At 69.3% G+C, this 14,676-nt stretch carries 15 protein-coding genes; 1 reads left to right on the top strand and 14 read right to left on the bottom strand.

The genetic code is table 11. The features are described 5' to 3' along the window. Nucleotides 1–20 precede the first annotated feature (20 nt). Nucleotides 21–593, top strand: coding sequence for a DUF3043 domain-containing protein (locus tag M3C17_RS08265; RefSeq protein ID WP_259977175.1), 573 nt, complete (start codon nt 21–23; stop codon nt 591–593). Here the strand turns inward: M3C17_RS08265 and M3C17_RS08260 are convergent. From M3C17_RS08260 to M3C17_RS08195, 14 genes are all read right to left on the bottom strand, one after another. Beyond that, nucleotides 568–1,605 (bottom strand): quinone-dependent dihydroorotate dehydrogenase, encoded by a 1,038-nt coding sequence (locus tag M3C17_RS08260; RefSeq protein WP_259977174.1) that lies wholly within the window; start codon nt 1,603–1,605, stop codon nt 568–570. The genes M3C17_RS08265 and M3C17_RS08260 overlap by 26 nt on opposite strands. 10 nt (nt 1,606–1,615) lie before the next feature. Then, a complete protein-coding gene (gene nrdR / locus M3C17_RS08255) occupies nt 1,616–2,086 on the bottom strand; it encodes a transcriptional regulator NrdR (protein WP_259977173.1) in 471 nt (156 codons plus the stop codon). Nucleotides 2,087–2,096: 10 nt separating this feature from the next. Continuing rightward, nucleotides 2,097–3,401, bottom strand: a complete 1,305-nt coding sequence (gene hisD, locus M3C17_RS08250; protein WP_259977171.1) for a histidinol dehydrogenase — start codon at nt 3,399–3,401, stop codon at nt 2,097–2,099. Between the two features lies 1 nt (nt 3,402). Beyond that, nucleotides 3,403–4,797, bottom strand: coding sequence for a hypothetical protein (locus M3C17_RS08245; protein ID WP_259977169.1), 1,395 nt, complete (start codon nt 4,795–4,797; stop codon nt 3,403–3,405). 67 nt (nt 4,798–4,864) lie between these two features. Next, entirely contained in the window at nt 4,865–8,383 is a 3,519-nt protein-coding gene (dnaE, locus tag M3C17_RS08240; RefSeq protein ID WP_259977168.1) for a DNA polymerase III subunit alpha, read from the bottom strand. Between the two features lie 69 nt (nt 8,384–8,452). Further along, the gene (locus M3C17_RS08235) at nt 8,453–9,556 is read right to left on the bottom strand and encodes a hypothetical protein (protein WP_259977167.1); all 1,104 of its coding nucleotides are present in this window, start codon (nt 9,554–9,556) and stop codon (nt 8,453–8,455) included. Beyond that, on the bottom strand, nt 9,531–10,136 hold the full coding sequence (locus M3C17_RS08230) for an RNA polymerase sigma factor (protein WP_259977166.1): 606 nt from the start codon (nt 10,134–10,136) through the stop codon (nt 9,531–9,533). The genes M3C17_RS08235 and M3C17_RS08230 overlap by 26 nt, the downstream gene beginning before the upstream one ends. A 127-nt stretch (nt 10,137–10,263) precedes the next feature. Continuing rightward, nucleotides 10,264–10,836 carry a GNAT family N-acetyltransferase gene (locus M3C17_RS08225; RefSeq protein ID WP_259977165.1) on the bottom strand — a complete coding sequence of 191 codons (573 nt, stop codon included), beginning with the start codon at nt 10,834–10,836 and terminating at the stop codon, nt 10,264–10,266. Nucleotides 10,837–10,889: 53 nt separating this feature from the next. Next, nucleotides 10,890–11,810 (bottom strand): RluA family pseudouridine synthase, encoded by a 921-nt coding sequence (locus M3C17_RS08220; RefSeq protein WP_259977164.1) that lies wholly within the window; start codon nt 11,808–11,810, stop codon nt 10,890–10,892. Between the two features lie 2 nt (nt 11,811–11,812). Beyond that, complete coding sequence (gene lspA / locus M3C17_RS08215; RefSeq protein ID WP_259977163.1) at nt 11,813–12,451, bottom strand: signal peptidase II; 639 nt, start codon at nt 12,449–12,451, stop codon at nt 11,813–11,815. A 9-nt stretch (nt 12,452–12,460) separates the two neighbouring features. Then, a complete protein-coding gene (locus M3C17_RS08210) occupies nt 12,461–13,057 on the bottom strand; it encodes a DivIVA domain-containing protein (RefSeq protein ID WP_259977162.1) in 597 nt (198 codons plus the stop codon). 181 nt (nt 13,058–13,238) lie between these two features. After that, entirely contained in the window at nt 13,239–13,538 is a 300-nt protein-coding gene (locus M3C17_RS08205) for a YggT family protein (protein ID WP_259977161.1), read from the bottom strand. A 4-nt stretch (nt 13,539–13,542) separates the two neighbouring features. Beyond that, nucleotides 13,543–14,016, bottom strand: coding sequence for a cell division protein SepF (locus M3C17_RS08200; protein WP_259977160.1), 474 nt, complete (start codon nt 14,014–14,016; stop codon nt 13,543–13,545). A 43-nt stretch (nt 14,017–14,059) separates the two neighbouring features. Further along, on the bottom strand, nt 14,060–14,676 hold a 617-nt coding region (locus tag M3C17_RS08195; protein ID WP_259977159.1), incomplete at its 5' end, for a YggS family pyridoxal phosphate-dependent enzyme.

The following is a 14,676-nucleotide window of genomic DNA, read 5'->3' as shown; positions in this document are numbered from 1 at the left end:
TCAGCGAACCGAGGATCCTCGTGGCCACTACCCCCGCCTCCCCTTCGACGAACGACGACGCCCCCCAGACGCCTGCCGTCGGCAAGGGACGCGCCACGCCGACCCGCGCCGAGCAGGAGGCCGCACGTCGCCGCCCGCTCGTCGCGAACACCAAGGAGGCGAAGGCCGCCGCCCGCGCGGAGCTCAACGAGCGTCGCGCCAGGGCCCAGGCGGGCATGGCGGCCGGCGAGGAGAAGTACCTCCCGGTCAGGGACAAGGGTCCCCAGCGCCGCTGGGTGCGCGACTACGTCGACGCCGGCTGGCACCCCGCCGAGTTCGTGATGGGCGTCATGGTGCTCGTCATCCTCGCGTCGCTGCTGCCGACGAACGCCATGATCTCCTTCTACGCCTACCTGTTCATGATGGCGTACCTGGTCATCGCGATCGGCGGCATGATCCTGCTCGGCATGCGCGTCAAGCGCAAGGCGGCCGCCAAGTTCGGCAAGGACCGGGTCGAGAAGGGGCTCGGCTGGTACGCGGGCATGCGCGCCCTCCAGATGCGCTTCATGCGTCTGCCCAAGCCGCAGGTCAAGCGCGGGCAGTACCCCGACTGACCAGCCCCCTGTTGATCTCGCGGCCCCAGAACGGTCCGCGATACAGGAATGCGGTGTATCCCTGCACCAGGGTGGCACCCGCCCGCAGACGCTCCTGCACGTCTTCGGCCGTCTCCACTCCGCCGACGGCGATCACGCAGAAGTCCTCCGGCACGGCGGCGCGGACCACGCGGAGCACTTCGAGGGACCGTTGCTTGAGCGGTGCCCCGGAGAGTCCGCCCGCACCGGCAGCCTCGACGGTCTTCGCGTCAGCGAGCAGCCCCTCGCGGCTGATGGTGGTGTTGTGCGCGATGATGCCCGCCAGCCCCTCGTCGACGGCGAGACGCGCGATCGCGGCGATCTCCTCATCGGGGAGGTCGGGCGCGATCTTGACCAGAAGCGGCGTCGCTCCCGACGCATCCCGCACCGCGCGCAGCAGAGGCGCCAGCGTCTCCACCGCCTGCAGCCCGCGGAGGCCGGGAGTGTTCGGCGACGAGACATTGACGGCCAGGTAGTCCGCGAGCGGTGCCAGGCGCGTGGCCGAGGCGACGTAGTCGGCGGTGGCGTCCTCGACATCGACCACACGGCTCTTGCCGATGTTCACACCGATCACCGTGTCCGGAGCGCCGCGCCGCAAGCGTGCCAGGCGCCGGGCGGCCGCATCGGCTCCGCGATTGTTGAATCCCATGCGGTTGATGACGGCGCGGTCGGCGATCAGTCGGAACAGCCTCGGCTTCGGGTTGCCGTCCTGCGGGATCGCGGTGACGGTACCCACCTCGACGTGACCGAAGCCGAGTGCCGCCAGCCCGCGCACGCCCACGGCGTTCTTGTCGAAGCCGGCCGCGACACCGAACGGCGAGGGGAAGGTGAGACCAAGTGCCTCCACCCGCAGCGAGGGGTCCGGCCGCGTCATCGCGCTCGTCACCCAGGAGAAGGGCGGCACGCCGAGGACACGGATCACCGCCATGCCTGCGTGGTGGGCGAACTCGGGGTCGAAGCGCGACAGAACGGCGCGAAAGAGCAGCGGATACATCCCTGCCAGATTACCGGTCCGCCGTCTCCGCCCTGTCGTGGTCGGCGCGCAGATCGCTGATCGCCGCCTCGAAGTCCTCCAGCGAGTCGAACGCCTGGTATACGCTCGCGAAGCGCAGGAACGCGACTTCATCGAGCTCGCGCAGCGGCCCCAGGATCGCCAGCCCGATCTCATTCGTGTCCAGCTGCGAGACACCGGTCTGCCGCACGGCCTCCTCGACCCGCTGCGCCAGGATGGCCAGATCGGCCTCGGTCACCGGCCGACCCTGGCATGCCTTGCGCACACCGGAGATGACCTTCTCGCGGCTGAACGGCTCCATCACGCCCGATCGTTTGATGACGTTCAGGCTCGCCGTCTCCGTGGTCGAGAACCGACCGCCGCACTCCGGACACTGACGCCGACGGCGGATCGACAGTCCGTCGTCGCTGGTGCGGGAATCGATGACCCTGGAGTCAGGATGGCGGCAGAAGGGGCAGTGCATCTGACCGATCCTACGCGGTGAAGCGCGCCTCGATCGCCGCCCCGTGCGCCGGCAGCACCTCGGTCTCGGCCAGCGCGACCACACCCTCGCGAACCGCGGCCAGCGCCGCCCGATCGTACGACACCACCTGCTGCGGGCGCAGGAACGTGTAGGCGCCGAGCCCCGGCGCGTACCGTGCCTGACCACCGGTGGGCAGGACGTGGTTGCTGCCGGCCATGTAGTCCCCGAGACTGACCGGCGTCTGGTCGCCGACGAACACGGCGCCGGCGCTGGTGAAGGCCGCCGCGGCATCCTCCGCATCAGCCAGGTGCAGTTCGAGGTGCTCCGGGGCGTACGCGTTGCTGAAGGCCACCGCCATCGCCCGGTCGTCCACCAGCACGATGGCCGACTGCGGGCCGGTCAGAGCAGCCTCGACCCGCGCGCTGTGACGCGTGGAGCCGGCGAGCCGGCGCACCTCGGTGAGAACTTCCTGGGCGACGCGGTCGGAGTCCGTGACGAGCACGGCAGACGCCTGCTCGTCGTGCTCGGCCTGGCTCACCAGGTCCGCCGCGATCAGTCCAGGGTCGGCCGCGGCATCCGCGACCACGAGGATCTCGGTGGCTCCGGCCTCGGAATCCGTGCCGACCACGCCGGCGACGGCGCGCTTGGCCGAGGCGACGTAGTTGTTCCCCGGACCGGACACCACGTCCACCGGATCCAGGCCGAGACTCGGCACGCCGTGCGCGAAGGCACCGATGGCACCCGCACCGCCCATCGCGTACACCTCGCTCACTCCCAGCAACGCCGCAGCCGCCAGGATCGTGGGGTGCACGCGGCCGCCCTGGTCCGCCTGCGGCGGCGAGGCCAGCGCGATCTGCTGGACGCCGGCCACCTGCGCCGGCACGACGTTCATCACGACGCTCGACGGATACATCGCCTTGCCCCCGGGGATGTACACGCCGACACGGTGCACCGGCTGCCACCGCTGCGTGATCACGGCGCCGGGGCCGATGGTGGTCGACTGAGCCGCGGGGACCTGCGCCGCCGAGGCCAGACGGACGCGACGGATCGCCTCCTCCAGTGCCTCCCGGACGGCGGGGTCGAGGGAAGCGAGCGCCTCCGTCAGGTGCGACTCGGGGACGCGGACCTCGTGACCGAGCACGCGATCGAAGCGCTCCGCCTGCTCCCGCAGCGCTCCTTCGCCGCGATCGCGCACCTCGTCGACGAGCCGCGCCGCGGTGTCCAGTGCCTCCGCTCTGGCCTGGGTCGCGCGCGGGACGGCGGCGAGCATGTCGGCGGGCGAGAGCTCGCGCCCCCGCAGATCGATCGTGCGCATGTCAGCCCTTCGTGATGTCCGAGATGTCGTGGAGGTACCCGATCCGGCCGTCGTCATGGCGCACGACGAACGCACCCCCGCGGTCTTCGATCACCAGGGCCCAGGCACTCGGGCCGATGCGGAACAGAGGCGCACCGCGCTCGTCGTGGACGTCGCGCTCGGTCGGCGCGAGGATCCAGAACGGCTGTGCAGCAGCGGCCTCCCGGGGGTTGGTGGCCTCGATGTCCTGCTCCGCCACGACGGGGTTCACGGCGGTCGCGTCGTCCGGTGTCGCGATCGCGCCGTCCGACGCTGCGGAGGCGTCGCCCCGCACGGCGGTCGCGTCGTCCGGAGCCACGGTGGCGTCGCCTGCCTCAGCGGGTGGGGCGCCCGAGAACGCCGTCGCGTCGTCCTGCTGCGCGCGGACGTCGCCCAGCGCCTCCTCGTCCTGGAGCTCCACCGGACCGGTGACGGGCTGCGCGCGCGTGCCCAGCAGCGACTCGATGCTCCCGGTGTCTGACACGATCTCGGGCTGCTCCGCGCGCGAGCGGCGCGAGTAGACCGGGGTGTACTCCTCGTCGGAAGCCACCGGAACCGTGCCGGTGCCCCCGCCGGACGCGTGCGCGGTGAGCGGCACTCGGCCCGAGTAGTCCTCGGTGTACGCGTCGCGATCGACATCGCGTTCGAGCGTGACGTCCTCGTGGCGAGCGGAGTGATCGACGGCCCGCTCGCGGTCGGCAGCGAGTTCGGGGTCCAGCGCGCCCGGGATCACGTCGGTGCGGTATCCCTCGGACTCGGCCTCCGTACGGGAGTCGTCGGCAGCGCCCTGTGTCGCCCCCTCCGGGCGCGGACGCGGGATCACCGGGCGCACGGGGTTGGCGTTCCGGTGGGCCAGCGTGACCAGTCGACCCTGGAAGTCCTCCTTGAGACCGGGGATGAGCGGTGCGAACACCGTCAGCACCACGAGCGCCACCGACGTCACGACCTGCAACAGCGCATTCCAGGGCAGGCCCCAATGCCCGGTCGAGATGACCGCCGAGACGGCGAGCCACAGATTGCCCGCCCAGACACAGGCCGAGACCGCGAACGCGACCGACGCGAACTGGTCGATGCCGAGCGAGCCGACGCGCCGGATGCCGTCGGGAGAGAAGCGCCGCAGGACGAGCAGGAACACGGCGACCGTGGGCACGCCGATCGGCAGAATCCACTGGATGCCGATACCCCACAGCGACACGCCCCCGCTCAAGGGGAAGAAGGAGACGATGAAGGACAGCAGCCACACACCGACGATCAGCAGCTCTCGCAGCGTGAACCCGAGGATGCCGTATTCGGGCGTGACCTCGTCGTCGTACAGGACTCCGTCCTCATCGCTGAACACCGCGTCCGCGGCATCCGGCTCGGGAAGATCCGTGCTCATAGTGGTCCTTTCGTCATCGGCGCGCCCGCTCTCAGCGGTGCTGTCGACGGCTCACGATCCTACCCGCTCACCCCAGACAGGTCGGTCCGAGCAGTGACTTGAGGTCACCGAAGAGGTCGGCCGAGACCTTCACCGGCATGGGCACCTCGAACACCTTCGCGGTGCCGCCCCGGTGCACGCGCAGGAGCACCTCCGTCTCGCCGTTGTGCCGTCTCAGCACCTCGGCGAGTTCCGTCATCACCCGCTCGGTGGCCCGCTGTTCCGCCAGCACCAGGGAGAGCGGACCGGAGGCGTCGAACGATCCGACGTCCGGCGCGAACGCCGACTGGGCATGCAGGTTCAGACCGTCATCGCGTCGCGACACCCGGCCGCGCACCGCCAGGATGGCATCCTGCTGGAGAGTGTGCTGGAACTCCGTGTAGGTCTTGCCCATGAACATCACCGTGACCTCGCCGTTGAAGTCCTCGACGGTGATCATGCCGTACGGGTTGCCGCTCGCCTTGGCCACGCGGTGCTGCACGCTGGTGACGAGACCCGCGACGGTGACCTGGTCACCGTCCTGCAGATCCTCCGAGTTGTTGAGGTCGTGGATCGAGATCGAGGCATGCTTCGCGAGAGGCACCTCGAGTCCCGCGAGCGGGTGGTCGGACACGTACAGCCCGAGCATCTCCCGCTCGAACGCCAGCTTGTCCTTCTTGATCCACTCCGGCCGCGCGGGCACCTTGGCCGGGGCCGCCTCCTCCAGGCCGTCGTACAGACTGTCGAAGTCGAAGCCGATGGCGCCCTGCGCCTCATTCCGCTTGCGATCGACCGCCGCCTCGACGGCGTCCTCATGGATCTCGAGAAGCGCACGACGCGTGTCACCCATCGAGTCGAAGGCGCCCGCCTTGATCAGCGACTCCACCGTGCGCTTGTTGGCCACGTGCAGCGGCACCTTGTCGAGGAAGTGGTGGAACGAGGTGAAGCGTTCGTCCTTCCGTGCCTGCACGATGCCGTCGACCACGTTGCTGCCGACGTTGCGGACGGCCCCGAGCCCGAAGCGGATGTCGTCGCCGACGGCGGCGAAGAAGTTGATGGACTCGGACACGTCGGGCGGCAGCACCTTGATGCCCATGCGACGGCACTCGTTGAGGTAGAGCGCCATCTTGTCCTTCGAGTCGCCGACGCTCGTGAGCAGCGCAGCCATGTACTCGGCCGGATAGTGCGCCTTGAGGTAGGCCGTCCAGTAGGACACGAGCCCGTACGCCGCGGAGTGCGCTTTGTTGAAGGCGTAGTCGGAGAAGGGCAGCAGGATGTCCCACAGCGCCTTGATGGCCGCCTCGCCGAAGCCGCGCGAGGTCATGCCGCCCGCGAAACCCTCGTACTGCTTGTCGAGCTCGGACTTCTTCTTCTTGCCCATCGCGCGCCGGAGGATGTCGGCCTGTCCGAGGCTGAACCCGGCGACCTTCTGCGCGATCGCCATCACCTGCTCCTGGTAGATGATGAGTCCGTACGACTCCTCCAGGATGTCCGCGAGCGGCTCGGCCAGCTCGGGGTGGATCGGCGTGATCTCCTGCTGTCCGTTCTTGCGGAGCGCGTAGTTGGTGTGCGAGTTCGCTCCCATGGGCCCCGGGCGGTACAGCGCGATGAGCGCCGAGATGTCGCCGAAGTTGTCCGGCTTCATCAGGCGCATGAGGGATCGCAGCGGCGGGCTGTCCAGCTGGAACACACCCAGCGTGTCGCCGCGCGCGAGGAGCTCGTACACGGCGGGGTCGTCCAGCCCGAGATGCTCCAGGTCGAGTTCCTCGCCCCGGTTCATACGGATGTTGTCGAGCGCGTCGGAGATGATCGTGAGGTTACGCAGCCCCAGGAAGTCCATCTTGATGAGGCCGAGCGTCTCGCAGGACGGGTAGTCGAACTGCGTGACGATCTGCCCGTCCTGCTCGCGGCGCATGATCGGGATGATGTCGAGCAGCGGCTCGGACGACATGATCACGCCGGCCGCGTGCACGCCCCACTGCCGCTTGAGGCCCTCCAGCCCGAGCGCGCGGTCGAAGACGGTCTTCGCCTCCGGGTCGGTCTCGATCAGCGCGCGGAACTCGCTGGCCTCCTTGTACCGCGGATGGGCGGAGTCGAACATCCCGTCGAGGGGCATGTCCTTGCCCATCACGGCGGGGGGCATCGCCTTGGTCAGCCGCTCCCCCATGCTGAAGGGGAAGCCGAGCACGCGACCGGCGTCCTTGAGCGCCTGCTTGGACTTGATGGTGCCGTAGGTGACGATCTGGGCGACGCGCTCAGAGCCGTACTTCTCCGTGACGTACTCGATGACCTCGCCGCGGCGACGGTCGTCGAAGTCGACGTCGAAGTCGGGCATCGAGACGCGATCCGGGTTCAGGAACCGCTCGAAGATCAGACCGTGCTCCAGAGGATCGAGGTCGGTGATCTTCATCGCATACGCGACCATGGAGCCCGCGCCGGAACCTCGGCCCGGCCCGACCCTGATGCCGTTGTCCTTGGCCCAGTTGATGAAGTCGGCGACGACGAGGAAGTAGCCGGGGAAGCCCATCTGCAGGATGATGCCGGTCTCGTACTCGGCCTGCTTGCGCACCTTGTCCGGGATGCCGTTCGGGTAACGGTAGTGGAGGCCCTTCTCGACCTCCTTGATCAGCCAGCTGTCCTCCGTCTCGCCGTCGGGCACGGGGAAACGCGGCATGTAGTTCGCCGAGGTGTTGAACTCGACCTCGCAGCGCTCGGCGATCAACAGCGTGTTGTCGCACGCCTCCGGGTGGTCGCGGAACAGCTGTCGCATCTCGGCCGCGGTCTTGATGTAGTAGCCGTCGCCGTCGAACTTGAAGCGGTTCGGGTCGTCGAGGGTCGAGCCGGACTGCACGCACAGCAGCGCCTCATGCGCGTCGGCCTCGTGCTGGTGCGTGTAGTGCGAGTCGTTCGTGGCGACCAGCGGGATGCCGAGGTCCTTCGCGAGCCGGAGCAGGTCCGTCATGACCCGGCGCTCGATCGAGAGACCGTGGTCCATGATCTCGGCGAAGTAGTTCTCCTTGCCGAAGATGTCCTGGAACTCGGCCGCCGCCGCACGCGCCGCGTCGTACTGGCCGAGGCGGAGCCGCGTCTGCACCTCGCCGGACGGGCAGCCCGTGGTCGCGATCAGGCCCTTGCCATACGTCTGCAGCAGCTCGCGGTCCATGCGGGGCTTGAAGTAGTAGCCCTCCATGCTCGAGAGCGAGCTGAGCCGGAAGAGGTTGTGCATGCCCTCCGTGCTCTGACTCCACATCGTCATGTGGGTGTAGGCGCCGGAGCCCGAGACGTCGTCGCTCTTCTGGTCGGGCGAGCCCCACTGCACACGCGTCTTGTCGCTGCGATGCGTGCCGGGCGTGACATACGCCTCGAGACCGACGATGGGCTTGACGCCCGCCGCCTGTGCCGCGCGGTAGAACTCGAAGGCCGCGAAGGTGTTGCCGTGATCGGTCACGGCGATCGCCGGCATGCCGTAGTCGGCGGCCGCCTGGGTCATCGCGTTGATCTTGGCCGCGCCGTCCAGCATCGAGTACTCGCTGTGCACATGCAGGTGGACGAAGGAGTCGGAGGCCATGTCCTCGAGTCTACGGCGGGGCCCCGACACCGAGATCGGTGCCGGGGCCGTGTCCGTGCCGCGGAGGACTCAGGGAGCGCCGTCGACGATCGACACGCTCGACGTGAACCGGATGTCGGGGACGTCGCTGGGGACCATGTCCCCGTCCGCGCCGTCCGTGCGGTTCCAGCGCAGCGTGTACTCGCTCATCCAGCCGGTCGCCTCGTCGATCGTCAGAGTGTCCGTCCGTGCATCGATGTGCTGCAACGCGACCCGGTAGGTCGTGCTCCCATTCGCCGAGCTCGCCTCGACGATCGGGGAGAGCGCGAGGGCCTTCACCAGCGCGTCCCTGAGGTCGACCGGGGTCACGTTCGACCGGAGCTCGTCCATGATCGTGATGACCGCCGCCTCATCCGCCTGCTCCGGTGAGATGTCGTACCCGCGCTCGAAGCTCTTCGCGAACTCCAGCAGCGCCTGCGGATCACGGGGGAACTGCGCGTAGTACTCGGCCGAACCACGGGGCGGCCCCACTTCGGTGTCGAATCCCCCGGTGAAGGTCCACCGGCCCACGCTGTCACTCGCCGGGAGTAGGATGTCCCACGCCGACTCCCCTCCCGGCCCCTGGTCCTCCGGGAAGAACTGCAGCCGCTGCGTGTTCGGGCCCTGAGTCCCACTCCACTCCCCCGTGCGATCAGCGGGGACGAACGTCTCGCTGTGATCCCGCACCAGCAGCGCGCTGATCGGCGGGAGCCCCTCCTCGTGCGCCGGCCAGGTGAACACCGTCACCCGCGGGTCCCGATACAGCAGCGAGTCCACCGTCGTGGTGACGTGCAGGTACTGCCCCGCCTGCGGGGTGGTGCCGGGGAAGGGCTCGGTGATCCCCGTGCCCGAGGTCGCGGACGGCCGCGGCAGCGGATCCCCCTGCGGCCTCGGGTCCAGGGTCTGCACCGGAACCGCCTCCACCCGCGGCTCCGGTGCGTTCAGCTGCGCGACGACCAGCACCCCCGCGGTCGCCGCCGCCGCCCCCGCTGCCACCCCGGCGAGGATGAACACGGGGCGTCGGCCGATGCGTTTCCGCGCCGCCGCCATGCCCGCATCGATTCCACTGAGAAGACGCGCCCTCGCCGACGTCCTGTGCTCCTCGCTGAGGCCCGCCCCCCGGTTGACCTCACGCACGCGCTCGAAAACGTCCATCGACTTCTCCTTCCCTCTCCGTGACCACCTGGTTCCGACCGCGGGTGCGAGCCGGATCCAACCGTGTCCGCACACGGTTCATGCGAGACCTCACCGTCCCGACAGGGACACCGAGGGCGAGCGCGATCTCCTCGTAGCTCAGATCGCCCCAGGCGTACAGCAGGAGAGTCTCGCGATCCTTCGACGACAGCGCGGCGATCAGCGGAGCGAGCTGACGGGTGGAGAGCTCGGCGTCCAGCCGCGCGATCGTCACGTCGAGGTCGCCCTGCGAGATGTGCTCCTCACGCGCCGCGGACTGGGCCGCAGAACGCAGGTGCTTCGCCTCACGCGCCCGGTGCTTCTTGATCAGCCGGGAGGCGATCCCGTACAACCAGGGAAGCGCCGAGTCCCACGCCGTGTCGAACGACGATCGACGCGCGAAGGCGACGAGGAACGTCTCGCTGAGGACGTCCTCCCCCGCGTCTGGACCGAGACGACGGGTCGCGTAGCCCCCCACCGCCCCGGCATGTCTGTCGAACAATTCGGCGAACGCCCGGGGCTGCCCGAGCGAGCGCTGAATGATCTCGCTGTCTGTGCTCACACTATGTATTGCCTCAGAGTGCTCGTCCGGTTCGAAACTCGTCACGGAGATCTCTCCCTGCCATCCGCTTCGGCGATCGCGGCGAGGGATCTCATGCAGACCGCGCTGGCGTCCGTCGTGGGGCGGCTCAGCGCAGGTCTAGCCGCATCAGCACCCGGGGGAAGCCGTCGAGCACCGAACCGGTGTCGGCGGCCTTCGTGAATCCCGCGTCCTCGAACAGGGCCCTCGTCCCCGCGTACGCCATCGTCAGGTTGACCTTCTCGCCGCGGTTGTCCAGCGGGTACCCCTCGACCGCCGGCGCCCCGCGCTCTCTGGCGTATGCGACCGCTCCCTCGATCAGCGCATGGGAGACTCCCTGCTTGCGGAACCCCGGCCGCACGCGGAAGCACCACAGCGACCACACGTCGAGGTCGTCGACATGCGGGATGAGTCTGTTGCGCGCGAAGCTCGTGTCACGGCGCGGGTGCAGCGCCGCCCATCCCACCGGCTCGCCGTCGCGATAGGCGATGACCCCGGGAGGCGGGTCGTGGTCGCACAGCTCGCGGACCCGGTCGGCCCTCGCCTGCCCGCGCAAGGACACGTTCTCCTTGTTGCCGATCCGATAGCTCAGACAGAAGCACACGTTCGACGTCGGCTTCTTCGGCCCCACCAGCGTCGCGACGTCGTCGAACACGGTCGCGGGGCGCACCTCGATGCTCATGCGGCCAGTCTGGCCCAGACCCCCGACACCACGGCGCAGGACGCGGCCGGTGCCTACTCGCCCCGGAGCACGTCCAGAGCGTGCTGGAAGTCGGCAGGATAGGGCGACTCGAACTGCACCCACTCCCCCGTCGTGGGGTGCGCGAAGGCGAGCTGATGCGCGTGCAGCCACTGACGCGTCAGCCCCAGGCGCGCGGACAGCGTCGGGTCGGCGCCGTAGAGAGGGTCGCCGACGCAGGGGTGCCGGTGCGCGGCCATGTGCACGCGGATCTGGTGCGTGCGCCCGGTCTCCAGATGGATCTCCAGCAGCGATGCCCCCGGGAAGGCCTCCAGCGTCTCGTAGTGCGTCACGGAGGGCTTGCCGTCGGGGACGACCGCGAACTTCCAGGAGTGGTTCGGGTGCCGCCCGATGGGCGCATCGATCGTCCCGGCGAGCGGGTCGGGGTGCCCCTGGACCACCGCGTGGTAGATCTTCTCGACCGTGCGCTCCTTGAACGCCCGCTTCAGAGCCGTGTAGGCGGACTCGCTCTTGGCCACGACCATCAGACCGCTCGTGCCGACGTCGAGTCGGTGCACGACCCCCTGGCGCTCCGGGGCGCCGCTGGTCGCCACGCGGAACCCGGCTGCCGCGAGAGCGCCGACGACCGTCGGTCCCTCCCAGCCGAGCGAAGGGTGCGCCGCGACGCCGGTCGGCTTGTCCACCACCACGATGTCGTCGTCGTCGTACACGATGCCGAGGTCGGGGACGGCGATCGGCTCGATCCTCGGCGCCTCCTTGGGGGTCCAGTCCACCTCGAGCCAGGCCCCGCCGCGCAAGCGGTCGGATTTGTCGAGGGTGACGCCGTCGAGCCGCACGCCGCCGTCCGCGGCGACCTCGGCGGCGAACGTCCGGGAGAACCCGAGGAGCTTCGCCAGGGCCGCGTCGACCCGCGTGCCGTCCAGCCCGTCCGGGACGGGAAGGGAGCGCGACTCCACGCTCAGCGCCCCTCGGGGGCCGTGCCCGCGCCGGTGGTGGCGTCGTCGCCGGGGGCGTCGGCACGATCATGCCGCTCGGCGGCGACGGCCGCGGCCTCGGCCTCCTCGTCGGACTCGACCGGTTCGTGATCGCGCTCGCGCGTCCCGTCGAAGCGGAGACCGAAGACCACGAGCAGCGCTACCGAGATCATGCCCGTGACGATGAAGATGTCGGCCACATTGAAGATGGCCGGCATCATCCACGGCATCGAGATCATGTCGACCACGTGTCCGACCGGGAACCCGGGCTCCCGGAAGAGCCGATCGGTGAGGTTCCCGAGCACACCGCCCAGGAGGCAGCCGAGCACGACCGCCCACAGCCGGGACTGCAGGCCGAAGGCCTTCCAGATGATCACGCCGGCGACCACGGCCATCGCGATCGTGAAGATCCACGTGACCTCGGAGCCGAGCGAGAAGGCCGCGCCGGGATTGCGCACGAAGTACAGCTGAAGGAACTCCCCGAGCACCGGGACGACCTCGTGCAGAGGCAGGTGCTCGATCGTGAGGTACTTCACAAACTGATCGGCGGCCAGCACGACCGCTGCGAGAATCGCAACGATCGCACCGGCCGCCGACCGACGAAGGGGGCGACGTCCTGGCAAGAGGGCGCCTTACAGACCGATCGCGGAGACGGGCGTGGAGTCCGTGGAAGCCGACTTCTCGTCGAGGTCGCGGAGCTGGCCCTCGATGTAGCCGCGCAGCTGGGCGCGGTAGTCGCGCTCGAAGTTGCGGAGCTCCGTGATGCGGGCCTCGAGCGTGTTGCGCTCGCGCTCGAGACGGGCGGTCTCCTCGCGCTGCTTGGCCTCGGCCTCGGTGCGGATGCGGGCGACCTCGGCCTCGGCCTCGGAGATGAGCTGGTTGCGCTTGGCCTCACCCTCGGCGACGTGCTCGTCGTGCAGGCGCTGAGCCAGCTCGATGATGCCGGCGGTCGCGGTGGCGGAGCCGGTGGGCGCTGCCTCGACCGGAGCGGCCTCGGCGGCCGGAGCAGGAGCGGGGACCGCAGCGGCCGGGGCCTCGGTCGCGGCCGGAGCGGCGCCGGACTCGTAGGCGGCCAGCTTGGCCTTCAGCTCGGCATTCTCCTCGAGGGCCTTGCGCCACTCGATGACGATCTCGTCGAGGAAGTCGTCGACCTCGTCCGGGTCGAACCCGTCCTTGAAGCGAACGTGCTGGAACTGCTTGGTGACGACGTCATCCGGGGTAAGTGCCATGGGTGGCTCCTCTTTCGATGAGTTCGATTGCCAGTACCGATGTATGGCGTGTTCGTGATGTGGCGCGAACCCGGGGCGCGCACCTGGGTGCCAGCATAGCCCCCGAGCCTTGGGGTCGCGATGCCACGACACCCAGGCTCGGCGAAGTCATCGGCGCCCTGGTGCGCGACACGCGGGCCGCTCAGCGGATGAAGAGCCGCACGATGTTCATCAGGATCAGCACGACGAGAAGCGTCAACGCGAAGCCGAAGTCGAGCGACAGCTGCCCGATGCGCAACGGCGGGATGATCCGCCGGAAGAACCGGATCGGCGGATCGGTGACCGTGTAGACCGCTTCCGCAGCGACCAGGCCGAAGCCCTTGGGACGCCACTCCCGATTGAACATCGGGATGTAGTCGAGGATCAGCCGGGCGAAGAGCACGAAGATGTACAGCAGCAGCACCAGATGGACGATGCTGGCGAGAACCGAGACCAGCTGCACGAGGTCAGGAGTGGTCGAAGCCCGCAGACTCGGCGTCTGCGTGCGCGATTCCCCCGTGACCCGACACGGCGATGTTCTCCGGCGAGAGCAGGAAGACCTTGGAGGTCACCCGCTCGATGCGGCCGTACAGACCGAGGGAGAGACCGCTCGCGAAGTCGATGAGGCGGCGCGCGTCGGCGTCGCTCATCTGGGAGAGGTTGATGATGACCGGGACGCCCTCACGGAAGTTCTCCGCGATGAGCTGCGCGTCGCGGTACTGCTTCGGGTGGACGGTGAGGATCTCGTTCACGGCTCCTGCTGCGGGCTGGCGGACGGCGACGGGACGGCGGAGCGGCGTGACGGGCGCCGGGGCCGGCTCCTCGCGCTCACGCTCACGCTCGCGGTGGGCGCGGGCCGGAGCCTGCGCCTCCTCCTCGTAGACCTCTTCTTCGTCGGCGAGGCCGAGATACACCATGGTCTTCTTCAGCGGGTTACCCATCGTGTCCTCCGGTTCGAACGTCTCGGGCTGGTCTTGTCACAGGTTAACCCCGCTCGGGGCGCGGTCCCGTGATTGCGGAACCGATCCGCAGGTGTGTCGCACCGGCCTGGACGGCCTCGACGAAGTCGCCGGTCATCCCGGCGGACATCCAGGCCGCGTCAGGGGCGATGGTCCGCACGTCGTCCGCGACGCGGCGCAGGCGCGCGAACGCCGAGGCGGGCTCCTCGTCGAGGGGGGCGACGGCCATCACGCCGCGGAGCCGCAGCGTGGACAGGGTCAGCACGTGCTCGGCCAGCGCCGTCGCGGCGCTCGGGGCGACGCCTCCGCGGCCCGCGTCATCGGTGAGGTTGACCTGGACGAGCACGTCGAGCACGTCGTCGCCGGGGGCTGCGCGATGCAGTGCATCGGCGAACCGCTCGCGGTCCACCGAGTGCACGACATCGGCGCTGCGACGGATGGCGCCGGCTTTGTTCGTCTGTCCCTGACCGATGAAGTGCCACTCCAGGTCGAGGTCGGCCAGTTCGTCGGCCTTCGCCGTGAGCTCCTGCTGGCGGTTCTCCCCGACCGCGCGCACCCCCAGCGCGTGGAGGTCACGCACCAGGGACGCCGGATGGAACTTGGTCACGACGATGCGCGTGATCTCGTCCGGCGACCGTCCGG

This window comes from Microbacterium sp. p3-SID336 (genome assembly GCF_025143365.1).
In the GTDB taxonomy this organism is placed as follows: domain Bacteria; phylum Actinomycetota; class Actinomycetes; order Actinomycetales; family Microbacteriaceae; genus Microbacterium.
The sequence above is the reverse complement of the archived record's forward strand: the minus strand, read 5'-3'. Positions and strand labels throughout refer to the sequence as shown.